The sequence below is a fragment of the Thalassobaculum sp. OXR-137 genome (assembly GCF_034377285.1).
In the GTDB taxonomy this organism is placed as follows: domain Bacteria; phylum Pseudomonadota; class Alphaproteobacteria; order Thalassobaculales; family Thalassobaculaceae; genus Thalassobaculum.
Window position 1 is genome coordinate 2,264,565 of record NZ_CP139715.1, and the last position, 22,952, is coordinate 2,287,516.

At 67.7% G+C, this 22,952-nt stretch carries 20 protein-coding genes and 2 tRNA genes; 12 read left to right on the forward strand and 10 right to left on the reverse strand.

What is annotated here, in order from left to right; genetic code table 11:
• Positions 1 to 127: 127 nt before the first annotated feature.
• The 5 genes from T8K17_RS10610 to T8K17_RS10630 form a co-directional block, all read right to left on the reverse strand.
• Positions 128 to 580, reverse strand: coding sequence for a MaoC family dehydratase (locus T8K17_RS10610; RefSeq protein ID WP_322334479.1), 453 nt, complete (start codon positions 578 to 580; stop codon positions 128 to 130).
• Positions 581 to 585: 5 nt separating this feature from the next.
• Positions 586 to 1,704, reverse strand: coding sequence for a threonine synthase (locus T8K17_RS10615; RefSeq protein ID WP_322334480.1), 1,119 nt, complete (start codon positions 1,702 to 1,704; stop codon positions 586 to 588).
• A gap of 38 nt (positions 1,705 to 1,742) precedes the next feature.
• Positions 1,743 to 2,807, reverse strand: coding sequence for a tartrate dehydrogenase (locus T8K17_RS10620; protein ID WP_322334481.1), 1,065 nt, complete (start codon positions 2,805 to 2,807; stop codon positions 1,743 to 1,745).
• An 88-nt stretch (positions 2,808 to 2,895) separates the two neighbouring features.
• Positions 2,896 to 3,795: a pantoate--beta-alanine ligase gene (gene panC, locus T8K17_RS10625; RefSeq protein WP_322334482.1), complete on the reverse strand. Its 900-nt coding sequence runs from the start codon at positions 3,793 to 3,795 to the stop codon at positions 2,896 to 2,898.
• Between the two features lie 119 nt (positions 3,796 to 3,914).
• Positions 3,915 to 4,166 carry a hypothetical protein gene (locus T8K17_RS10630; protein ID WP_322334483.1) on the reverse strand — a complete coding sequence of 84 codons (252 nt, stop codon included), beginning with the start codon at positions 4,164 to 4,166 and terminating at the stop codon, positions 3,915 to 3,917.
• 426 nt (positions 4,167 to 4,592) lie between these two features.
• On the opposite strand from T8K17_RS10630, the gene T8K17_RS10635 reads away from it, so the two are divergent.
• Positions 4,593 to 6,107, forward strand: a complete 1,515-nt coding sequence (locus T8K17_RS10635) for an ABC-F family ATP-binding cassette domain-containing protein (protein WP_322334484.1) — start codon at positions 4,593 to 4,595, stop codon at positions 6,105 to 6,107.
• A gap of 45 nt (positions 6,108 to 6,152) precedes the next feature.
• On the opposite strand, the gene T8K17_RS10640 is transcribed toward T8K17_RS10635, so the two are convergent.
• Positions 6,153 to 7,544: a dipeptidase gene (locus T8K17_RS10640; protein ID WP_322334485.1), complete on the reverse strand. Its 1,392-nt coding sequence runs from the start codon at positions 7,542 to 7,544 to the stop codon at positions 6,153 to 6,155.
• A 259-nt stretch (positions 7,545 to 7,803) separates the two neighbouring features.
• On the opposite strand from T8K17_RS10640, the gene T8K17_RS10645 reads away from it, so the two are divergent.
• Positions 7,804 to 7,879 (forward strand) — tRNA-Ile (locus T8K17_RS10645).
• 32 nt (positions 7,880 to 7,911) lie between these two features.
• Here T8K17_RS10645 and T8K17_RS10650 read toward each other — a convergent pair.
• A complete protein-coding gene (locus T8K17_RS10650; protein WP_322334486.1) occupies positions 7,912 to 8,553 on the reverse strand; it encodes a PAS domain-containing protein in 642 nt (213 codons plus the stop codon).
• 245 nt (positions 8,554 to 8,798) lie between these two features.
• Here T8K17_RS10650 and T8K17_RS10655 point away from each other — a divergent pair, with 245 nt between their 5' ends.
• Entirely contained in the window at positions 8,799 to 9,608 is an 810-nt protein-coding gene (locus tag T8K17_RS10655; protein WP_322334487.1) for an alpha/beta hydrolase, read from the forward strand.
• Between the two features lie 23 nt (positions 9,609 to 9,631).
• Here the strand turns inward: T8K17_RS10655 and T8K17_RS10660 are convergent, their stop codons facing one another.
• Positions 9,632 to 11,755: a PAS domain S-box protein gene (locus T8K17_RS10660; protein WP_322334488.1), complete on the reverse strand. Its 2,124-nt coding sequence runs from the start codon at positions 11,753 to 11,755 to the stop codon at positions 9,632 to 9,634.
• A gap of 314 nt (positions 11,756 to 12,069) precedes the next feature.
• Between T8K17_RS10660 and T8K17_RS10665 the strand changes: the two genes are divergently transcribed.
• From T8K17_RS10665 to T8K17_RS10700, 8 genes are all read left to right on the forward strand, one after another.
• On the forward strand, positions 12,070 to 12,726 hold the full coding sequence (locus T8K17_RS10665; RefSeq protein ID WP_322334489.1) for a flavin reductase family protein: 657 nt from the start codon (positions 12,070 to 12,072) through the stop codon (positions 12,724 to 12,726).
• 87 nt (positions 12,727 to 12,813) lie between these two features.
• Positions 12,814 to 13,593, forward strand: a complete 780-nt coding sequence (locus tag T8K17_RS10670) for an SDR family oxidoreductase (protein WP_322334490.1) — start codon at positions 12,814 to 12,816, stop codon at positions 13,591 to 13,593.
• Positions 13,594 to 13,689: 96 nt separating this feature from the next.
• The gene (locus T8K17_RS10675) at positions 13,690 to 14,805 is read left to right on the forward strand and encodes an FAD-binding oxidoreductase (protein WP_322334491.1); all 1,116 of its coding nucleotides are present in this window, start codon (positions 13,690 to 13,692) and stop codon (positions 14,803 to 14,805) included.
• A 140-nt stretch (positions 14,806 to 14,945) separates the two neighbouring features.
• Positions 14,946 to 15,404: a FecR family protein gene (locus tag T8K17_RS10680; RefSeq protein ID WP_322334492.1), complete on the forward strand. Its 459-nt coding sequence runs from the start codon at positions 14,946 to 14,948 to the stop codon at positions 15,402 to 15,404.
• Between the two features lie 4 nt (positions 15,405 to 15,408).
• The gene (locus tag T8K17_RS10685; RefSeq protein WP_322334493.1) at positions 15,409 to 16,464 is read left to right on the forward strand and encodes an OmpA family protein; all 1,056 of its coding nucleotides are present in this window, start codon (positions 15,409 to 15,411) and stop codon (positions 16,462 to 16,464) included.
• Positions 16,465 to 16,526: 62 nt separating this feature from the next.
• Positions 16,527 to 19,421, forward strand: coding sequence for a CHASE2 domain-containing protein (locus T8K17_RS10690; RefSeq protein WP_322334494.1), 2,895 nt, complete (start codon positions 16,527 to 16,529; stop codon positions 19,419 to 19,421).
• Positions 19,422 to 19,441: 20 nt separating this feature from the next.
• A complete protein-coding gene (locus T8K17_RS10695; RefSeq protein WP_322334495.1) occupies positions 19,442 to 19,891 on the forward strand; it encodes a hypothetical protein in 450 nt (149 codons plus the stop codon).
• The gene (locus T8K17_RS10700; protein WP_322334496.1) at positions 19,888 to 20,577 is read left to right on the forward strand and encodes an HTTM domain-containing protein; all 690 of its coding nucleotides are present in this window, start codon (positions 19,888 to 19,890) and stop codon (positions 20,575 to 20,577) included. Before T8K17_RS10695 ends, T8K17_RS10700 begins: the two co-directional genes overlap by 4 nt.
• A gap of 25 nt (positions 20,578 to 20,602) precedes the next feature.
• Here the strand turns inward: T8K17_RS10700 and T8K17_RS10705 are convergent.
• Positions 20,603 to 20,679 (reverse strand) — tRNA-Pro (locus T8K17_RS10705).
• Positions 20,680 to 20,916: 237 nt separating this feature from the next.
• Here T8K17_RS10705 and T8K17_RS10710 point away from each other — a divergent pair.
• Positions 20,917 to 21,942 carry an Ldh family oxidoreductase gene (locus T8K17_RS10710; RefSeq protein ID WP_322334497.1) on the forward strand — a complete coding sequence of 342 codons (1,026 nt, stop codon included), beginning with the start codon at positions 20,917 to 20,919 and terminating at the stop codon, positions 21,940 to 21,942.
• Positions 21,943 to 22,220: 278 nt separating this feature from the next.
• Here the strand turns inward: T8K17_RS10710 and T8K17_RS10715 are convergent, their stop codons facing one another.
• Positions 22,221 to 22,853, reverse strand: coding sequence for a glutathione S-transferase family protein (locus T8K17_RS10715; RefSeq protein ID WP_322334498.1), 633 nt, complete (start codon positions 22,851 to 22,853; stop codon positions 22,221 to 22,223).
• Between the last annotated feature and the right edge of the window lie 99 nt (positions 22,854 to 22,952).

The following is a 22,952-nucleotide window of genomic DNA, read 5'->3' on the forward strand; positions in this document are numbered from 1 at the left end:
CACCTTGTCATCCCGGCGAACTCCGGGTGGGGCCCGGAGCTCGGCCGGGACCCCGGTGGGGGAAAGCTGGGTCCCGGTCCAAGCCCGGAGCTAGTCCGGTCTTGTCCGGGATGACGATGGAGGGGCGTTATTGGTCCGGCCGCTTGGCCACCAGGTGATGCATCTCGCAGGTCATCACCACCTCGTCGTTCTGGTTCTTCGTCGTATAGGCTAGACGCACCCGACCGAACGGGCGTGAGGAGGAGGGGATCAGTTCCATCACTTCGGCCGTCGCCGACAGGGTGTCGCCCGGACGCACCGGACGGGGCCAGCGCAGGTTGTCCATGCCGGTGCCGCCGACATTGGTCTCCTGATGCGGGCCGGCCTGCCAGATCAGGCGGAAGGTCAGGGCCAGGGTGTGGAAGCCGCTGGCGATCAGCCCGCCGAACATCGTCTCTTCGGCATCTGGCTTGGAGACGTGGAACGGCTGCGGGTCCCATTTGAAGGCGAAGTCGACGATCTGGCTTTCGGTGACCGTCACCCGCTGGCCGGTCAGCACGTCGCCGACCCGGAAATCCTCGAAATACTTCTTCTCGCGCACGCGGCCTACTCCATCAGGGCATCGAGGCTTTTCAGCCCGTTGCCGGTCATCACCACCACCGTGTCGTCGTCCGCCGAGATCGTGCCGTCGGCGACGAGCTGCTCGTACCCGGTGGCGGCCAGCGCGCAGGACGGCTCCACCAGCGCGCCCTTGGAGGCGAGCATGCGGACCGCCGGCAGGATCTTCTCCTCGGCGACCGCGACCGCCCCGCCACCGGTCTCCCGCAGGGAGGCCACGCACTCGGCCGTGCGCACCAGCTTGGCGGCGGCCACGCCCTCGGCGATGGTCGGCTGCGGGGTGAAGTCCACCGGCGTGTCTGCATTCGCTTCGAAGGCGCGGACCAGCGCGCCGACATTGGCCGGCTGGGCGGCGAACAGGCGCGGCACCCGGTCGATCTCGCCGCGCCGCTTCAGCTCGTCGAAGCCGATGCGGCAGCCCAGCAGGTTGGAGCCGTAACCGACCGGGATCACGATGTTGTCGGGCACGGTGAAGCCCGACTGTTCCCAGATCTCGTAGGCCAGGGTCTTGGTGCCCTCGATGAAGAAGGGCTGCCAGTTGTGGGAGGCGTAGAACACGCCCTGCTCGGCAAGGTGCAGCGCCTTGGCGGCCACGTCCTGGCGCGTCCCTTCCACCAGGTCGACCACCGCCCCATAGGCCCGCATCTGCGCCACCTTGGCGGGGGAGGTTTTCGCCGGCACCAGCACCGTGCATTTGATGCCCGAGGCGCCGGCGTAGCAGGCCAGCGAGCCGGCGGCGTTGCCGGAACTGTCGAGCATCACCTCGGTGATGCCGTGCGCCTTCAGATAGGCGACCAGCACCGCCATGCCCCGGTCCTTGAACGACCCGCTGGGCATCAGGGATTCCAGTTTCAGGCGGACATTGCCGCCGTCCAGTGCCATCGGGATCAGCGGCGTGCAGCCTTCGCCCAGGGGCACCCGGGCACTCTTGTCGACCCGGATCGCCTTGGCGTAGCGCCACAGCGAGCGTTCTCCCGTGTCGATATCGCCCCGGCTCAGGCCCTCGCCCTCGGTGAGGTTGACCGGCGCCCCGGTCTCGGGGCACCGCCAGATCGGGGTGTCGACCGGATAGCGGTGCCCGCCGTCGCGGGTGACGTACTCGCTCACGCCCAAGGCTCTCTCCTGCCGGGTTACTTCAGGCCAATTTACTTCAACACCGCCGCGATGGCGTCGCCCAGATCGGTGGTGGCCGCCTGGCCGCCGAGATCCGGGGTCTTCGGTCCGCCTTCCGACAGCACGGTCTCGATCGCCTTGACGATGTCGTCGGCCGCCGCCTGGTGGCCCATATGCTCCAGCATCATGGCGCCGGACCAGATCTGGCCGATCGGGTTGGCGATGCCCTTGCCGGCGATGTCCGGGGCGGACCCGTGCACCGGCTCGAACATGGAGGGGTAGTCGCCTTCAGGGTTGATGTTGGCCGAGGGCGCGATGCCGATGGAGCCGGCCACCGCCGGGCCGAGATCGGACAGGATGTCGCCGAACAGGTTGGAGCCGACCACCACGTCGAACCAGTCCGGATGCAGCACGAACTGCGCGGTCAGGATGTCGATGTGGAACTTGTCGGTGGCGATGTCCGGGTATTCCTTGGCGATCGCCTCGAAGCGCTCGTCCCAGAACGGCATGGTGTGGATGATGCCGTTCGACTTGGTGGCCGAGGTGACCTTCTTCTTGCCGACGCGCTGGCACAGGTCGAAGGCGTAGCGCATGACCCGGTCGCAGCCCTTGCGGGTCATGACCGTCTCCTGCATCGCCATCTCGTTCTCGGTGCCCTGGAACAGGCGGCCGCCGATCTCGGAGTATTCGCCCTCGTTGTTCTCGCGCACGACCCAGAAGTCGATGTCCTCCGGACCGCGGCCGGCCAGCGGGCACTTCATGCCCTTCATCATCCGCACCGGGCGCAGGTTGATGTACTGGTTCATCGACCGGCGGATCGGGATCAGCAGGGACCACAGCGAGATGTGGTCCGGCACGCCGGGGAAGCCGACGGCGCCGAGGAAGATCGAGTCGTGGGTCTTGAGCTGCTTCAGCCCGTCATCCGGCATGAACTTGCCGGTCTTGTGGAAGCGCTCGCAGCTCCAGTCGAACTCGGTGAACTCGTATTCCAGGCGGTGCTTGGCGCCGACGGCTTCCAGCACCTTGATGCCCTCGGGCACGACTTCCCAGCCGATGCCGTCGCCCGGAATCACCGCGATCTTCAACTTCTCGGCCATGCCGCCTGTCCTCCCGCGTGTCGATTGGCTCTCTTAGAATCTTGTCCGCGGTTATAGAGGGCAGGCGGGAATGGCGGAAGGGGGCGACTCACACCCCGATATTGTCGATCAGCCGGGTTTCGCCGAGCCGGGCGGCGGCGAAGAGCCGGGCCGGGCGGGTGACGGGATCGGTGCCGGTGAGGGCGGCCAGGGTCTCGGCATCGCGCAGCTCGATATAGTCGATCGGCCCGAAGCCCTCGGCGGCTAGGGCGGCGATCGCATCGGCGCAGGCGGCGGAGATGTCCCCGTCGCCTGAGCGGATGCGATGGGCCGCCTTCGCCATCTCCTCATGCAGCCGCGGTGCGGTGGCGCGTTCGGCGGCGGAGAGGTAGGTGTTGCGCGACGACAGGGCGAGCCCGTCAGCCTCGCGCACGGTCGGGCAGCCGATGACGGCGGTGGGGATGTCGAGATCGGCGGCCATGCGGCGCACCACCAGGAACTGCTGGAAGTCCTTCTCGCCGAAGAACGCCATGTCGGCGCCCGCCTGCAGGAACAGCTTGGCGACCACGGTCGCCACCCCGTCGAAGAAGCCGGGGCGGGCGATGCCGTCGAGGCAGTCGGTCAGGTTGGCGACGGAGACGGTCGTGGCATGGCCGGCCGGATACATCTCGGACGGAATCGGCGCGAAGACGGCATGGCCGCCGACCGCGCGCAGGGCGGCCAGATCGGCGTCCCAGGTTCGGGGATAGGCATCCAGATCCTCGCCCGGCGCGAACTGCTTCGGGTTGACGAAGATCGACACGATGGTGCGGTCGCAGGCGGCCTGGGAGGCGGCGACCAGGCTCAGATGCCCGGCATGCAGGGCACCCATGGTGGGGACGAGGCCGACGGACAGGCCCTCCCGACGCCAGCCGGCGACGAGGGAGCGGAGATCGGCAATTGTGCGGGCGACGACCGGCTCATCCTTCGGCGAGCGGGAGGCGGCCCCGGGGGCGGGGGACTGGATCATGGCGCCGGTCTATCAAACCGGTCGGCGGGCGAACAGTGTCCGACTGCGCATGACCGCATGCGCCGATCCGCATACCGCCCCGACAACGGGCCGGGGCGGATGCGATCGGGTGAGGCCGCTCAGTGGTGCGGCTTGGCGGCGGCCGGCTTCAGATAGGCGCCGACGGCGCGAAGCGCGGTGACGGGCAGCCGGAACAGGGCTGCGACACAGCGCCGGACTTCCTCGGCGCGCATGCGTTCGCCGCGCCGCATGTGCATGCGGATCACGGCGTCGTCGATCACGGCGACCGGCTTGGTGAGAGGGGGGACAGAGGCTTCGCTGGCATTGCGGCCGGACAGCCACTCGTTTTCCTGCGCGGTATAGGGATGCATGTGGATCACCTTGGTGTGTTGGCAGACGTCCGCCTCCCGGACCTAGGCTTCTTATTGCTCCCCGACCATCGTTTCTCGATGGCTCACGCGTTTACGTCCTGACCCAGAAGATAGTCAGTTTGCTGCGATGCACAAGAGCAATTGTGCATCGCAGCAAAGGTCAACATTGCAGACCTACTTTGCAGTTTTGTGTCGGCCGCACGTCCGGCTTGTCATGGCGCGCCGCCATGGCTATCAATCGGTGTCCGCGATCTCGAAGAAGAAGGGGGAAGCCGGTGCTTTACCAGCGCTTCCACGACCGCACCCGAGGACCTGTCTCCGCCCCGCGTCTGATCTCGCGGGGCTGACCGGGAACGCATCGCCGTCTCATCCGTCAGCCTCTCTTGGCGCGCGTTCTGCGCCATCCTGACTTCCGATGAGACCGTTATGTCCCTGATCGCCGTCAAAGACCTCTCCCTGATTCGTGCCGAGACCCTGTTCGAAGGGCTTGATCTCTCCCTCGCCAAGGGCGACCGCCTCGGCATCGTCGCCGCCAACGGGCGCGGCAAGTCCTCCCTGCTGCGCATCCTGGCCGGGGAGGACGAGCCGACGACCGGAACCGTGACCCGGTCGCGCGGGTTGGTCGTCGCCTTCGCCCCGCAGGATCCGCCCGAGCGGCTGCTGTCCCTGAGCCTCTACGAGGCGATACGAGATGCGCTCGACCCCGAGGCGGCGGAAACCGAGAGCTGGCGGGTCGACATCCTGCTGGAGGATCTGGCGGTGGATGCCGACCTGCGCGACGTGGCGGTCGGGCGGCTGTCCGGCGGCTGGCAGCGCACCATGCTGCTGGCGCGCGCCGCCGTTGTGGAGCCCGACCTGCTGCTGATGGACGAGCCGACCAACCATCTGGATATCGGCCGCATCGGGGTCCTGGAACGGTTTCTCGACGCCCTGCCGAAGGACTGCGCGGTGGTGGCGGCGAGCCACGACCGGGCGTTCCTCGACGACGTCAGCACCCGCACCCTGTTCCTGCGCCCGCAGGAGAGTGCGGAGTTCGCGCTGCCCTACACCCGTGCGCTCGCCGCACTGGCCGAGCGGGATGCCGCCCGCGACCGCCAGTTCGAGAACGACATGCGCAAGGTGAAGACCCTGCGCCAGCAGGCGGCGAAGCTGAAGAATATCGGAATCAATTCCGGCTCCGACCTGCTGGTGGTGAAGACCAAGCAGCTGTCGGAGCGGGCCGACAAGCTGGAGGAACAGGCGCGCCCGGCCCATGCCGAGCGCTCCGCCGGGAATATTCGGCTGTCCAGCAGCGACACCCACGCCAAGGCGCTGGTGACGATGGAGGGGGCGCAGATCGCCACGCCCGACGGACGCGTGCTGTTCAGGATCGCCAAGGCGCTGATCAAGAACGGGGACAGAGTGGCGCTTCTGGGTGCAAACGGCACGGGCAAGACACGGATGGTGGAACGGCTGCGGGCGGCCTTGTCGGGTGGCGACCCGCAGGTCCGCGGGGCGGCCAGCCTCCGTCTCGGCTATTCCAATCAGGCGCTGTCGCAGCTCGACGGCTTCGCCTCGCCCTGGGAGGCGGTGAAGCAGTCCAGCGGATTGAACGATCACGTCGCACGCTCGCAACTCGCCGGGGCCGGGATCGGCGTCGATGCCCAGCACCATCCGATCGGCCGGTTGTCCGGTGGGCAGCGGGCGAGGCTGGCCATGCTGCTGCTGCGGCTGGTTCAGCCGAACTTCTTCCTGCTGGACGAGCCGACCAACCATCTCGATATCGAAGGGCAGGAGATGCTGGAGGAGGAGTTGATCCGTCATGAAGCCGCCTGCCTTCTGGTCAGCCACGACCGTGCCTTCGTGCGGGCGGTGGCGACCCGGATCTGGGTGATCGAGGGCGGAAAACTGGTGGAGGTGGAGGATCCCGATCCGATCTTCGACCGGCTGATGGCGGGGTGAGTGGCGAGGAAGAGGGGCGGCTTCGTAAGGCCGCCCCGTCTGCGATCAGGCCTTGAACGCTGCCGGCTCGAAGGTCGCCAGCTCGCGCAGGATCTTGGGCCAGGCGGTCAGGCCCTTGGGGATCGATTCCAGCCGGAAGAACTCGTTGGGCGCATGCACCGGCTCGTCCGGCAGGTTGAAGCCGAACATCAGCGTGTCCATGCCCATCGTCTCCTTGAAGATCGAGGTGATCGGCACGCTGGCGCCGAGCCGCACGTGGATCGGCCGCTGGCCGGTCTCGCCCTTCAGCACCCGCTCGGCCGCCTGTACCAGCGGATGGTCCGGGGCGAGGGTGGAGGCCGGCGAGTCGCCGCCCGCCCGGTCGATGGTCAGTTCGACGCCGTCCGGGCAGTGGCTCTTCAAATGGGCGATCACCGCGTCGAGCACCCGCTTGGGATCCTGTCCGGCGGCAACGCGGATGCTGATCTTGGCATGGGCCTCGGCCGGGATGACGGTCTTGGAGCCGGCACCGATATAGCCGCCCCACATGCCGTTCACATCCAGACATGGCCGCAGGGTGATCCGCTCGCGCATGCTGAACTGCGGGTCGCCGTGTCCCAGCGCGCCGACCTCGGCCAGGAAGGCCGCCTCATCGAACGGGAAGGCGGCGGTGTCGGCCCGCTGCTGGTTGGTGAGAGGGGTGGCATCGCTGTCAAAGCCGGCCACCGCGACCCGGCCCTGACTGTCATGCAGGGTGGCGATCAGCGCGGCCATCTCGTGCAGGGCGTTGCGCACGGCCCCGCCATAGCGCCCGGAATGCAGGTCGCCGGCGGCGGTACGCAGGGTGAATTCCAGCTTGTTGGTGCCGCGCGCGCCGGTGTTGATGGTCTCCACCTCCCGGCTCGCCCGGCCGCCATCGGCGGACAGCACGGCGTCGGCATCAAGCAGGTCTCGGTAGCGCTCGATCAGGGTCCGCAGGCTCGGGCTCCCGGTCTCCTCCTCGCCTTCCAGGAAGAACTTCACGTTGAGCGGGCATTTGCCCTCGACCGAGAGCAGGGAGGCGGCCGACTCGATGGCGATCAGGGTCGAGCCCTTCACGTCGGAGGCGCCGCGGGCATAGAGCTTGCCGTCGCGCTCGGTCGGCTCGAAGGGTGGGGTGGTCCACTGGTCGAGCGGGTCGGCCGGCTGCACGTCGTAATGGCCGTAGACCAGCAGGGTCGGCTTGCCCGGCGCGTGCAGCCAGTCGCCATAGACGGCCGGTTGGCCGCCGCCGTCCAGCATCTGCACGTTCTCCATGCCGATCGCCGTCAGCCGATCCGCCAGGAACTCCCGTGCGTCGGCCATGCCCTGGGCGAAGGCCGGATCGGCGCTGACGCTGGGCATGCGCAGCAGGGTCTTCAGGTCGCGCAGGATGTCGTCCTGGCGGGCGAGGAGGTGGTCGACAACGGGATCGCTCATGGAAGTCCGGGGCGTTGGTGGGAGGCGGCGACGGCGGAACCGCCCAGAAGGCCGTACCATAGGTTCCGACGGTGGCTTTGGAAGGGGAAAACCGGTCCGCTTCGGCCGCTGCCCCGAGCAGCGGCTCTATCCTGCCGTGTGACCGAAAGGTCGCCTTAGGAATGCCGGAATTGCGGCGGTTCAGGTCACGCGCGTTGACAATTGGACGAACGCGCGACGATAAGTGGTGACGGAGGTCGCGGCTTCGCGCCGCGGCCGGGGGCCCGTAGTTCAGCGGTCAGAACGCGCCGCTCATAACGGTGTTGTCGCAGGTTCGAATCCTGCCGGGCCCACCATTTTCCTGGTGCCCGGCCGCCCGGAGGTCGGATCAGAACAGCAGACAGCCCTGACAGGGCAGATCGCGGACCGGCAGGACGACGGGATCCGCGATGCCGATGTATTCGGCGGACGTGCTCGGCGCGGCCGTCGGGCGCCGGTACAGGGTCACCCCGTAGACCGTGTTCACCACCCCGTCCTCTGCCATCGGAAGCGCCAGACGCTCGGTGTGCAGCGGGTACATGCCCGCGCGGTAGAGCGGGCCTGAGGCGTAGTGGATGGCCGGAGTATCGATCACCTCGCTCAGGGCGTCGTGGAGCGTCGTCTCGTGCTCCCCGAACAGGTCGTCGACGTAGATATCAGCGACCCGACGGCCGAACAGCGACCGGATCTGTTCGCCCGCCAGAAGGAACTTGTAGCGGCCGGTATCGGCTTCGCGGCGGATGATCCAGAACCGGCTGAGCAACGCCGAAACCCGGATCGGGTCGAAGTCGCGTCGCTCCGGAATCCGGTCACCCGTTTTCAGGGACAGCCAGTAGCGCAGCAGGGCATGCAGATCCTGATCCCCGAAGTTCGGATACGCCGCCGGCTGTCCGCCGCGATCGCAGACACATGGGGCTTCGTAGGCGCCGAGACTCGGCGTGCGGCCGGCACAAACATCCGCACACTCCAAAGCATTGGTCCCAGCAGTCATGGTCTCTTGCGTCCTTTGCGTTCTGATCACGCAGAAGCTTAAGGTCGAAATCATAATAACTAATTAATTTAAATTGCTATCTATCCGGCCCGGTCCTTGGGTAGTCGAGAGGAGCCGGTCTGCGGGTCTGCGGCCGTGCCTCCAGCCGTTAAGCCATTGATGGCGGGAGCATTCGGGACTAGGGATGATCGGAGGCCCTGCGCGCGCCCGGCGTATCGGGTGGATCAGTTTCGGAGTACCCGTCCATGGCATTTCCCGACCGGCAGACCCTTGATCTCCACCATGGGCGCGTCTCCTACCGACAGGCCGGATCGGGCCCCGATCTGGTCCTGCTGCATGGTCTGGCGGGCAATTCGCGGACCTGGGAGGAACAGTTCGCCGCGTTCTCCGGACGCTGGCGGGTGACCGCCTGGGATGCGCCGGGATATGGCGAGAGCGACACGGTCGAGCCGACGGTCGATGCTTACGCCGCGGCCCTGGCGGCGCTGGTCGACGCATTGGAGCTTCCGCGGTTCGTCCTGCTCGGCCATTCCATGGGCGGCGTGGTCGCCGGCCGTTTCGCCGGCACCTATCCCGAGCGGCTGCGCGCGCTGGCCCTGTCCTGCACGCTGCTCGGACGGCGTCAGGCCCCGGGCACACCGCTGAGCGAGCCCTATCTGGCGCGGCTGAGGGAACTCGAGACGCTGCCGGCGCGCGAATACGGCGCCAACCGGGCCAAGAGCATGGCGGCACCGGGCTGCGCGCCGGAAATCCTGGAACGCCTGACGGGCATCGCCGCCGAGACCCGGCGCGAGGGTCTCGAGTCGGCGATGCGCCTGATCGCCGTGGCGGACAATTCGGCCGCGCTTGCCTCCCTCATCCTGCCGGTTCTCGTGCTGACCGGCCAGGAGGACCGGACGGTCACCAAGGAGGTCAGCGGCGACTTGCTGGCCGCGTTGGCGGGTGGACCGGCGCAGGTGAAGACCAAGGAACTCCCGGGCGTCGGTCACGCGCCCTATCTGGAGGATACCGCCGCGTATAACTCGGCGCTCCAGGCCTTTCTCGACGATCTCTGAGCCTCTGCGGGCGGCCGTCCCGATCAGGCGGCCGTTCCCGAGCGGAACTGTTCGATCTGCTGCTGGGTCTCCGAGATCAGCTTGGCGATCTCGGTCGAGAGTTCGGCCGAGCGCGAGGCCAGCGTCTTGACCTCCGACGCCACCACGGCGAACCCGCGGCCAGCCTCTCCGGCCCTCGACGCCTCGATGGTCGCGTTGAGCGCCAGCAGGTTGGTCTGTTCCGACACGTCCGAGATGTTGCCGGCCGTGACATGGATCCGGTTCAGGACCTCGTCCATGATCTCCCGGGTCTTCTCGATGGATGTCCGGCTGGCGGTGGTGTCGGTGGCATAGACGACCACGCGCTGCAGGGCGCCGTGCACGTCGCGCAGGGGCTGGACGGTGGCGGCGAGATACAGCCGCGTGGAATTGTCCACATTCACCGAAAGCTCGCGGACCACGGCCTCGCCGGCACGGAGCTTGTCGCGGACTTCCGCCTCGAACAGGGCGTCGAAGGCCACCCCGGAGATTCCCCGGGCCTCGTCGACCGAGCGCACCCCCAGCGCATTCAGCGCCAGGTCGTTGGCGGCCGAAAGACGTCCCTCGCTGTCCCATTCCAGGACCAGGTTCGATTGTTCGATTGCGGTGATCCGCGCCCCGGCTTCCAGGGCGCGCAGCTTGGTTTCGGTGATGTTCACCTGGACGGAGACGTAGCGCTCGATCTTGCCGATCCGGTCGGTGACCGGGTTGATCGACAGGGAGATCCAGTGCGGCTCCCCGCTTTTCGCGTAGTTCAGGATCTCTTCGACGAAAGGTTGGTGGCGGGCCAGGTTCTGGCGGATCCGCTGCACCGTGTCCGGATCGGTGTTTTCGCCCTGGAGCAGCCGGCCGGGGATCTTCCCCATCGCCTCCTCGGCGCTGTAGCCCGTCATCCGGGTGAAGCCGGCATTGACGTATTCGATCCGCCCCTCCGCGTCGGTGATGATGACGCTGTTGTCGGTCTCGTTGGCGACCAGGGACAGAATGTTGAAATGCTCCTTCTGGCGGATGTCCTCGGTTATGTCGGTGGCGTATTTCACCACCTTGAAGGGGCGCCCGCTCATGTCGAGGATCGGGTTGTAGGACGCTTCGATCCAGACTTCCCGGCCGCCCTTTCCGATCCGCCTGAACTGGCCCGACTGGTAACGGCCCATGGCGAGATCGGCCCAGAAACGCTGATAGGCGTTCGATTGGGCTTCGTCGGGGGAGACGAACATCCGGTGATGGCGCCCGGTCACGTCCTCGGCCGAATAGCCCATGGCCTTTAGGAAGTTCTCGTTCGCGCTCAGGATCGTGCCGTCGAGTTTGAATTCGATCACGGCCTGCGACTTGTGAATGGCCGCGATCTGCCCCTCGAAATCGGCGAACCGCAGCTTCACGTCGGTGATGTCCGACGCGAACTTGACCACCTTGTACGGTCGGCCGGCGGCGTCGAGGATCGGGTTATAGGTGGCGCGGATCCAGATCTCGCGCCCGCCCTTGGCCAGGCGGCGGAACTGTCCGCTCTGGAACTCGCCGCGTCCGAGGGACGCCCAGAACTGCGTGTACTGTTTGGAATGCTTCTCGCTGTCCTCGACGAACATCGAATGGTGCTTGCCGACGATTTCCGACGCCGTGTAGCCCATGGCTTTCAGGAAGGTCTCGTTCGCTTCCAGGATCGTTCCGTCCAGGGCGAACTGGATCACCGCCTGGGAGCGGCGGATCGCATCGACCTCTCCCTGTACCTCCACCGAGCGCAGCTTCTCCGCCGTGATGTCCGTGGCCAGTTTCACGACCTTCACGACCCGCCCGCCGAGTCCGATCACCGGATTGTACGACGCCTGCAGCCAGATCTCGGAGCCGTCCTTGCGGAACCGCTGGTATTCGGCGCGGCCGAAGGCGCCCCGGCCCAGCCCCGTCCAGAATTCCCGGTATTCGGCCGAGGCCGCATAGTCCTTCGAGACGAAGATGGAATGGTGCCGGCCGACGACTTCGTCCCGCCGGTAACCCATCACCTTCAGGAACGTGTCGTTCGCCCGCAGGATCCGTCCTGTAGGAGAAAACTCGATGATGGCCTGGGACTTCTGAAGGGCCTTCAAGGTAGCGGAGCTGGCGCCAAAACCGAGGGTGCCGGCAAGCAAGTCGAACATTCTATTCTCCTGTGCGGCGGAGCCTTACGGGTATCCGTCGATCTTGAACATAGGGCGGTGGAGACCAGGCTCCGGAGAAACCGCGTAGCCGTTTCTCTCGGCCGCGGTCCGTCGCCTGTCACTCGGCTTTTCGACTACGGCTTCTGTCAGGCATTGGATCATTTCGAGCATAAAAATTCTTAAACGGAAATTGAATAGAATTTTCAATCAAATACGGGGTGTCGACATCGCGGCGGCCCGGAGGTTGCGTCGGTAATATTCCGGCCGCCGACGATGCGGTCTAGGGTGGGGCGTACGCGATCAGGAGATGCCCCATGCACTACGCACCCGCGACCGAGCCCTGTCCGCTGCCGTTCTCTCCGTTCAAAAGCTGCACCGTCCCGCGTCCGATCGGATGGCTGTCGACGGTGTCCACCGAGGGTGTGCCGAACCTGGCGCCCTACAGCCAGTGGCAGAACCTGACCTTCGATCCGCCGATGGTCATGTTCGCCGCCAACCAGCTCAGCGACGGTCGGCGCAAGGACACGGTGATCAATGCCGAGCAGACCGGTTGGTTCGTTTGGAACATGGCGACCTACGACCTGCGCGAGGCGGTGAATATCACCGCGATGGAGCTTCCCTCGGAGGTCGACGAATTCGAGCGCGCCGGGGTCACGAAAGCGCCGTGCATCGACGCGCCGGGGCCGCGGGTGGCCGAAAGCCCGGCCCATTTCGAATGCCGGTACCTCTCCACCCACCGGCTTCAGGGCCGCTCCAGCCACGGCTGGGTCGATGTCGTCTATGGGGAGGTGATGCGCATTCATGTGGACGATGCGGTCGTGATGCCGGACGGCAAGATGGACATCGCGAGGATCCGTCCGCTCGCTCGCCTAGGCTACTACGACTACACCAGCGTCACCGAGGTGTTCGAGATGCGGATCCCCGGGGCGAGCGGCGCGGCTGTGGATGGCCTGGAGGGGCGGACCCGCTGATAGCGGAGCGGTCGGGTGCCGGCACCGGTTGAAGTGCCGAGGCTGGTGGATTAGGACGCGACAGACACCCTTTCCCCCGAGGCCCCGATGCAAGCTCAAGAGTCGTTTCGCGACGCCCGCGTAGTCGTCACCGCCGGCGCCTCCGGAATAGGTCTGGTCTTCGCCCGCCGCTTCGCGGCCGCCGGCGCTCGAGTGGCGCTCTGCGACGTCGACGCCGCCGCCGTGGACGCCGCCGGCAGAGTATTCGAGGGGGCGATCGCGCACCGGGCCGACGTCACCGACGAAGCGCAGATGGCGGGCTTCTTTCTGGAGGTCGAGGAGCGCTGGGGCGGGGCCGACGTGGTGATCGCCAATGCCGGGACCGGCGGGCCGGCCGGTCTCATCGAGGATCTGACCCTCGACGGATGGCGCTCGTGTCTCGCGGTCAACCTGGACGGCGCGTTCCTGACCTGCCGCTGGGCGGCCCGGGTGCTGAAGCAGGGCGGCGGCTCGCTGATCCTGATGTCGTCGTCGGCCGGGTTGCACGGCTATCCGAACCGCAGTCCCTATGCGACGTCCAAATGGGGGATCATCGGGCTGATGAAGACCCTGGCCATGGAACTCGGCCCGCACGGCGTCCGGGTCAACGCGATCTGCCCCGGTTCGGTCGAGGGCGACCGCATGGACCGGGTCCTGGCCAAGGAGGCGAAGGCGACCGGACTGACCGAGGCGGAACTGCGGGCGCGCTATGTCGCCGGGGTGTCCCTGCGCAGTTGGGTCAGCGCCGACGACGTCGCCGAAGCCGCCCTGTTCCTGGCGTCGCCGGCCGGGGCGAAGATCTCCGGCCAGTCCTTCTCGGTCGACGGTCACACCCACTCGCTGGCTTAAGAAAAGCGGGGCAGCGGGCGCATTCGCCCCCTGGCGTCCACCTCCCGCATCTCTGAAGATGTCGCCATCGCACAGGCTCGGTTCGCGGGAGGTCGCATGACCCTGATCATCGGTGGTGGCGTCTATGGCGCTGCCGTGGCGTGGCATCTTGCCCGGCGGGGCGAGGCCGTAGAACTGCTGGAGGCGAAGACCGTGGCGTCCGGCGCGTCCGGCGGCCCGGGGCGTCGGGGCGTGCGTGCGAACTGCCGCGATCACCGCGAATTGCCGCTGATGGCGCGGGCCCGAGCGCTGTGGCCCACCCTTCACGAACAGCTCGGCACCGATCCGCTGTTCGAGCGGACCGGACATCTGCAACTGATCGAGCGGCCGGTCGATATGCCGCGCGCGGAAACCCGGGCCGCTCTGCAGTCCCGCTTCGGCATCGCGACGTCGTACCTGTCGGAAGGCGCGATGCGGGAGCTGGAACCCGATGTCGCCTCCTTCGTGAAGGCGGCGCTGCATTGCCCCGATGACGGGGTGGCGTTCCACGCCGCTACGACACGCGCCTATGCGGACAACGCGGTGATGGCGGGAGCCACGATCCGCGAGGGCGTGACGGTCGACCGGCTGGTCACGCGCGACGGCAAGGTGGTCGCGGTGGCGACGACCGACGGCGACGAAATCCCGGTGCCGGGCCGGCTGTTCGTGCTCGCCAACAGCGGCGTGCGGTCCCTGATCGCCCCCTGGCTCGACCTGCCGACCTGGAACCTCGCGCTGCAGGTCCTGGTCTCCAAGCCGCTTGCCGAGAACCCGGTGCGGCATCTCGTCGGCCATGCCAGCCGGACGCTCTCGCTGAAGCGGGAGCCGGACGGGCGGCTGATGATCTCCGGCGGTCGTCTCGGCCATTGGGACTACGCGACCGGGCGCGGCACGCCGATCCCCGAGGAGATCGCCGCGAACGTGGCCGATGCCGTCGCTGTCTACCCGTCGCTGGAGGGTATCGAGATCGAGACGGCCGACACCGGCCATCTGGAGGCGGAGTCCATCGACTCCATTCCGATGGTCGACCATCTTCCCGGCAACCCGCATGTGGTCTATGCCGCCGGATGGACCGGCCATGGCTGGGCCATTGCCCCGGCCGTCGCGGAGCTTCTGGCCGACTGGGCGCTGGAGGGCAGGCGTCCGGAGCTTCTGGCGCCCTTCGCCTTCGACAGATTTGCGATTGGCCGGTAACGGCTCTCGTCCCGGAGACATTAGGGTCCCGCCACAATCGATGCTCGAGCGACTGTCGACCGCGCGGGATGTGGAAGGTAGAGTTCCCGTACTGCCCGCACGGGGGTGGGGGCACTCAGAAACAGACAAGAGACAGTCAAATGCGCGGGTTGCTCCTGGGGCTTCTCCTCGCGCTGTTGGTGGCTACGCCGACAGGTGCGCAGGATCAAGGGCCGGCTATCGGTATGGTCAAAGTGGTCGACGGTGAGGTCGCGGTGGAACGCGGCGGTGCCCTCATTCCGGCGGTCGAGGGACTGGACGTCCATCGGTCCGACACGCTGAGGACCGGCACGGCAGGTGCCGTCGGCGTGACGCTGAACGACGGGACGCTGATTTCCCTCGGCCCCAGCTCCCGGTTCGAGCTGTCGTCCTTCGAATTCGCGCCGCAGCGCGAAGCGTTCGGCTTCATCGGGCAGATCCTCGAAGGGACGATGGTCTACCAGTCCGGCCGCATCGGCAAAATCGCGCCCGAGAATATCCAGATAAAGACGCCGCTGACCGTCGTCGCCGTCCGGGGCACCCGGTTCGCCGTCCGTGTGCCGACGCAAGGGGGGAACTGACGCCATGACCGCCAGCTTTGGGAAATGGGCCGACCTTGGCGCACGCTGCCGCGCCGTGGCCGCCGCCGGAATCCTCCTCGGTCTCGCCGCCTGCGCGACCGGCCCGTACGACACCACCGAGCTCTCCGGTCTGCCGGAGCAGGACTCCGAATTCCTGCGGGATCTGAGCCGCGAATATGTGGCGCTCGGCGACATGGAACGGGCGGAATACGACTGGGCCGATACCGCCCGCTTTTACGACCGGGCGATCCGCGCGGCCAAGGGCGAGGTCCTGGCGCCGGAACCGCTCGCCGCCCGCGCGCTCTCAGAGGAAGCCACCGAGGAACTCGGCGCCGCCCGGGCCCGCCTGATCGGTCTGTTCGGCGCCGGCGCACGGTCTATCGTCGGTCCCGACAGCGCTCAGGCCCAGTCCGGCTTCGACTGCTGGATGCAGGAGCAGGAGGAGGGACATCAGCCCGACGACATCGCCCAGTGCCGGGAGATGTTCCTGGCCGCGGTGGCGAAGATCGAGTCGGCAGTCGACGGGGCGCTGATTGTCCTGCTGCCGGATACCGACGGTGTCGTCGGGGTAATCCAGGTCGACAATGCCCGCGGGTCGGTCGTTCTCGACACCGAGCGGGAGACCGCCGTTACCGCCGATGCGCAGGCGGCGCCGCAATCGACCGGCACCTTCCTGGTGGCGGACGTGGAGGCGGTGTTCGGCAGGGCGCTTGCCGCCGGTCCGGTCCCGCCGCAGGCTTTCCTGCTGTATTTCGAGCAGGGCACCGACCGGCTCACCCCGGACTCCGCCAGGAAACTGACCGAGGTGCTGGAGGCCGTCCGGCAACGCGAGTTGCCGCAGGTGGAGGTGTCCGGCCATACCGACCGCAGCGGCTCCGCCGCCTATAACGATCAGCTCGCGCTCGACCGGGCGGAGCTCGTGGCGCAGGAGATCCTGGGCCTGGGCGTGCCGGAGCGGGTGGTGTCGGTGGTCTCGTATGGCGAGCGGGCGCCCGTCGTGCCGACGGCCGACGGCGTCTCCGAGGCGCAGAATCGCCGGGTCGAGATCGTGGTCCGGTAGGACGGCGGTCGAGACCCCGGGGATAAGGATAACGCGTATCGTGTCGAACGGCTGAGGGAGCGATGGAGAGCAGGACACCGGGCAATGCCGGCATCCAGCAGACTGGGGTGACGAGCGAGCTTCACTGGCTCGACGGGCCCGAGGATGGGCGGCTGTCCCGGCTGGTCAGGCATGGGCGGTTGATCGCGGCCGGCCTGCTGTGTGTTCTGCTGGCCCTCCGCATCCTCGATGTGGCCCCGCTCCAGGTGCTGAGGTTGTGGGGCTTCGACCTGCAGCTTCAGATGCGCCCCGAGTCCACCGCACCCTCCTCGGTGGTGACCATCGACGTGGACGACCGCAGCCTTGCTGCGGTCGGACAATGGCCCTGGCCTCGACGGTATCTGGTCGATCTGGTCGACCGGCTGGCCGATGCCGGGGTCGATACCATCGCCTTCAACATCCTGTTCGCCGAGCCCGACCGGATGTCGCCGGACGTTCTGGCGAGGTCCTTGCCGGACCTGGACGGCGATCTGCGCCAGGCCTTGCAGGCTCTGGGCGGGTACGACGAGGCGCTCGCCCAGGCCATGCAACGGATCCGGACGGTCACCGCCATGGCGGCCATCCTTCCGTCCGATGGCGCCGCCACCGGTTCCGGAGCGCCGAGCCGGATCGCGGTGCGCGGGCATGGCGACATCGACATCCTGCCCGCGATCGGCGCGGTGACCGACAGCGTTCCGCCGATCCGGCTGGCCAGCGCGGGGCAGGGCATCGTCAGCCTGCTGCCCGAACCGGACGGCACCGCCCGCCGGGTTCCGGCGGTGTTCCGGGTCGACGGCACCATGCAGCCGGGCATGGCGCTCGACATCGTCCGGGTGGCGCTGCGCCAGCCCAACATGCTGGTGGAAGTACCGTCTCCGCTGGGCATGGCAGGAGTCTCGGTCGGGCAGGTTTTCGTGCCGACGGACGCCCGCGGGCTGATCTGGATCGACACGACGGACCCGGAACGGGTGCCCACGGTCTCGGCGGTCGATGTGATGGCGGGACGGGTTCCGCCCGCTGCCCTCGCCGGCCGCATCGTGGTGATAGGCTCCTCCGCCGCCGGGGTCGGAGAACGGGTCCGCATCGGCTTCGGCGGCTCGGTCTCCGGTCTGCAGTTCCAGGCGCTGGCGACCGACACCATTCTCACCGGCCGGGCACCCCGCCGGGACGTCGGCCTCGACTGGATCGAGATCCTGGCTGCCGCTCTCACCGGCATCGTGCTGATCGCCGTTCTGCCCCGCATCGCCCCGCATCTGAAGCCGGTGGTCGGCATCGGTCTGATGGCTGCGGCCGTGGGCGTCTGCGCCTATGCCCAGATCGGCTTCGGCACGCTGGTCGATCCGACCTTCTTCTCGTTGACCTCGATCCTGCTCGTGGGCAGCTTCGCCATCGGCGACTACCGGGCGGAGAGTGTGCTGAGACGGCGCAACGAATCCGCCCTGAAGCGCCACGACGCCTATATCCGGGAGGTGGTAGACGCCAGCTTCGACGCCATCGTCACCATCGACGGCGACGGGAGGATCCGAACCGCGAACCGGGCCGCCTGCGACCTCCTCGACAGCGGCGGCGGCGACCTGATCGGTCAGCCGATCTTTCATCGGATCTCCGGTGCCTGGGCCCAGGAACTTGCGGCCGAGCCGGCCGGTACGCTGGCCAGTGCGGTGGCACGGTCGCAGACCATCGAAGCGGAAGCCGGGAGCGCCGGCAACACCCTTTCCGTGCCGACCGAGATCACCCTGGCCGAATCCATGGCAGGGTCGCGTCGGGTCTTCATCCTGGTGCTGCGGGATATCAGCGCCCGCAAGTCGGCGGAGGAATCCGCCGCGCGCTCCACCCAGCGGTTGCACGATGCGGTCGACGCCATCTCTGACGGTTTCGCCCTGTTCGCACCCGACGGCCGGCTGCTGCGCTGCAACGCCGCCTACGAAGAGATGCTGGACGCCGAGATCGAGCAGTCCGATGCCCCTCTCTATGGGGGCTTGCTGCGGGATTTCGTATCCGGATGCCACGCTCCGGCCGAGGCGGCCGGTCGGGAGGAAGAGTGGATCGAGGCCCGCCTCTCGGTCTTCGCCGCCCGCAGCCAGCGCTACGAGATGGAGACCGTCGACGGCCGCTGGTACCAGGTCGACGAGCGGCGCACGGTCGAGGGCGGGATGGTCTGCGTCTATTCCAACATCACCGAGATCAAGGGCCGCGAGGTCGAGCTGCGGGCGGCGATGGAGCGGGCCGAGCTCGCCAGTCAGGCGAAATCCCAGTTTCTGGCGAATATGAGCCACGAGCTGCGCACCCCGCTGAACGCGATCATCGGCTTTGCCGACATGCTGCGCAGCGAACCGTTCGGCCCGCTCGGCAACGACCGGTATGTCGGCTATGCAAACGACATCTCCGGCAGCGGATCGCGGCTGCTGAAGATGATCGAGCAGATCCTGGAATTCGCCCGGCTGGAGCGCCTGCAGTCCAACATCGACGAGAGCGGCATCGACGTGACCGCCGCCGTGCTTGCCGCGGTGACCGACCTGACGCTTTCGGCGGGCGAGCGAGGGGTGCATATCGTTCCCGCGGTGCAGCCGTCGCTGCCCGCCCTGCGCGCCGACCCGCAGATGCTCTACCAGATCATTCAGAATCTGCTGGCCAATGCGGTGAAGTTCTCGGGCGAGGGCAAGGAAGTCCGGATCTCGGCGGCGCTGGACGACAAGCGCCGGATCGTCCTGACGGTGGCGGATCAGGGCATCGGCATCCCCGCCAACCTGATCGGCCAGATCACCCAGCCGTTCTGGCAGCACCCCAACGCGATGACGAGCTCCCACGACGGGGTCGGGCTGGGCCTCGCCATCGTCAGCGGCCATGTGGAGGCGCATGACGCCGAGCTGTCCGTGTCCAGCGAACCCGGGCGGGGCACCACGATGACGGTGACGTTCCCGTCCTATCGGACCGTCTGACGACCGGTCGGGGAGCGGCGATGCTGCATGTCCTGAAGCTGCTGCTGCCGGCCCTGTTCCCGTCCTGGCGGTTCTTCGACGTGATCGCGCCGTCGCCGCGGATCGAGGTCGCCGCCGTGGCGGATCCCGACGCACCGGTTCCGGAGGAGGGCGGCGCCGGCTGGCGCGACCTCCGGCCGAAGCGGGACCGGATCGGGCCGAGCGACCGGGTCGTGTCGTTCTTCTGGAACCCGCGCTGGAACGAGATCCTGTTTCTCGCCACCTGCGCCGAGCGGCTGATGCAGGAGCCGAGCGAGCACAGCGCGCGGGAGATCGTCCGCCGGCTGCGGCGCGACCTGGCGTGGGAGCGCTCTCAGGCGCCCTTCTTCCGCTTCCGCCTGGTCTTCGTCAGCCGGGAGGGGGACCGCCTGCGCCGCGACGTGGCCTATGTCTCGCCGCCCCTTCCCACCGCCGAGGCAGCGGACCGATGAGCCTCGACGACGCCATCCGGCTGACCGAGATCCTGCTCGCCGTCGCGCTGATTCAGCAGAGCCTGGAGCATCTGGTCGGCCTGCCGGACGAGCGGCCGCACTACGCGATCCGCCTCGTCCTTGCCGTGCTGCTGATGGTGGGCGTCTCGCCGCCCTGGATCTGCGCCGCGCTGTTCGTCAACGCGCTGGTCATCCTGCGGCGGTTCCAGGGGCCGTATAACGGCGGCAGCGACCTGCTGAGCCTGCTGCTGATCACGGCCCTGTTCGCCGTGCATTTGATGCCGAGCGCCCGGTATCAGGAATACGTCTTCGGCTATCTGGCCCTGCAGGTGATCTTTTCCTACTTCAAGTCCGGCCTGTCGAAGGTCGTTCACGCGGATTGGCGCAGCGGCCGCGCGCTGCGGGACGTCTTCCTGTTCTCGGTCTATCCGGTCAGCGAAGCGACCCGCCGCTGGGCCGAGCGGCCGCGATTGCTTTGCGCGATGTCCTGGGCGGTGGTTCTGCTGGAGCTGCTGTTCCCGTTGGCGCTGATCGCCCAGCCGGTACTGATCGCTGCCCTGGCGGCGATGTTCGCCTTCCACGGCGCGAATTTCGTGCTGTTCGGCTTCAACCGCTTCGTCTGGGTCTGGCTCGCCGCCTACCCGTCGCTGATCTGGCTGCAGGCGCGGCTGGAGCCGCTGTGGTGAGATCGGCGTGAAAACGCAGGTTAGATGGTCGGGGAGAGAGGATTCGAACCTCCGGCCCCTGCCTCCCGAAGACAGTGCTCTACCAGGCTGAGCTACTCCCCGACCGGACCTTGAGACGGGCCGAAGGATGGCCCGCCGGGAGGCGAGGGCGTGATATAGCGGACCGGATGCGGCGCATCAAGAAGGAACTCGTCTGAAAACGAACTTCCTGCGCAGCCGCATTCCGCATCGCCGTCGACGCCCCAAACTCCGGGGTTCCGCCGGCCGGCCGGCTCTGCTTTGCTGGCGGCCGGTCGGCAGGGTGCCGGCCCGTCCCAACGGCAATACGGAGGCCCGCCCATGTCCGCCGGCGACAGCGCGACCGTCACCCTCTCCCTGGACGAGGTGCGCGACCTCACCATCCGCTGCTTCCTCGCCAACGGCTGCGACGCGGCCAATGCCGAGGCGGTCGCCGACGTCATCCACAACGCCGAGCGCGACGGGGCGAAGAGCCACGGGCTGTTCCGGGTGCCGGGCTATATCAAGTCGCTGAAGAGCGGCAAGGCGAACGGCCAGGCGGTGCCGGTGCTGGAGGACCTCGCCCCGGCGGTGCTGCGGGTGAAGGGCGACGGCGGCTTCGCCCCGCTGGCCCAGCAGCTCGGCCGCGACCCGTTGATCGAGCGCGCCCGCTCCCAGGGTGTCGCGGCGCTGGCGATCACCGACATCCATCACTTCCAGGCGCTCTGGTACGAGGTCGAGCCCCTGGCCGAGGCGGGGCTCTGCGCCTTCGCCTTCACCGCCGCCTTCCCCTACGTGGTCCATCCGGGCGGCCGCACGCCGATCTACGGCACCAACCCCATGTCCTTTGGCTGGCCGCGCCCGGGCAAGCCGCCGATGGTGTTCGACCAGGCCTCCTCGGCGCTGGCCCGGGGCGAGATTATGATCGCCGCCCGCGATGGCCACGACGTGCCGCCGGGCACCGGCATCGACAAGGACGGCCACGAGACCACCGATCCGAACGCGATCCTGGACGGCGGCGCGCAGCTTCCCTTCGGCGGCTACAAGGGCGCGTCCATCGCGATGATGGTGGAGCTGCTGGCCGGCGCGCTGATCGGCGACAAGTTCAGCTTCGAGGCCTGGGAGAGCGACGCCAAGGACGGCGGCCCGCCGAACGGGGGCGAGTTCATGCTGGCGATCGATCCGGGGCATCTCGGCGACACCAACGGCTGGGCGGCCCATGCGGAGCTGCTGTTCGACCGGATCCTGGCCGAGGAGGGCACCCGTCTTCCTGCCGGGCGCCGCCACGCCAACCGGGCGAAGACGGCGACCGAGGGCGCTGCGATCCCGGCGGCGCTGCATGCGGAGATCGTGGGGTTGTGTAAGTAGAGAAAAGCTACGATCCCTATCAAAATCCGACTTCCCGGACTTGATCCGGGACCCAGGCTCGACGGTCGGATTTACGGTCCCGGATCAAGTCCGGGAAGTCGGATTTGGTGGGGCATCTGAGCTTCCCAGGGGAGCCCGGTCCCGGCCGACCTCCGGGTCAAGCCCGGAGCTCGCCGGGATGACGGTATCTCTGGAATCCAACTCTGATCGTCATCCCGGGCGGCCCCGGACTTGATCCGGGGACGGGCCGGGACCCAGCGACGGCGCCAGACGCTCCCTTACGGTAGCCCGTTCCGACCATGCTTCAGGTAGGCCGGCCGCTCGCTCAGGGTCTCGTAGTAGCGGGCCACGCCCGGATACTCGGGCTTCCCGTCGAACTTCAGGTTGAACCAGCGATTCACCACCAGCCCAATCGGGATGTCGGCCAGGGTGAAGCGCTCCCCGGTCATGTACGTCCCGGTCGCCGCCAGATGGGCGTCGAGCTGGCCGACCTCCTTGGTGATATGTGCCCGGCCCTGTTCGACGAACCAGGGGTGGTTCCACGGCGGCTCGTTGAGCTGGCCGCCGAGGAAGGCGCCGCGCAGGGAGATGGAGGTCTCGTAATTCGCCCAGTCCATCCACTGCTCGACCCCGGCGCGGGCGACCGGGTCGGCGGGGTAGAGGGCGGTGTCGCCGGATACGGTGGCGAGGTAGCGGATGATCGTGTTGCTCTCGCGCAGCACGGTGCCGTCCTCCAGCACGACGGCGGGCACCAGGCCGATCGGGTTGATCGCCTGGAACTCGGGATCGGTGGTCGGCCGGAAGCCGCAGCCCCAGTCCTCGCGGGTATAGGCCACGCCGAGTTCGTCGCTGGCCCAGAGCACCTTGCGCACGTTGAAGGAATTGGCGCGTCCGAGAATGCGGATGGTCATGGGGTTTGCCCCTCTCTGTTGCGGGGCCATGCTCCTGCCGTATCCGGCGCCGGCACAAGGGCGCTTCAGCGCATGAGGTCCATGCCGGAGGTGCACGGT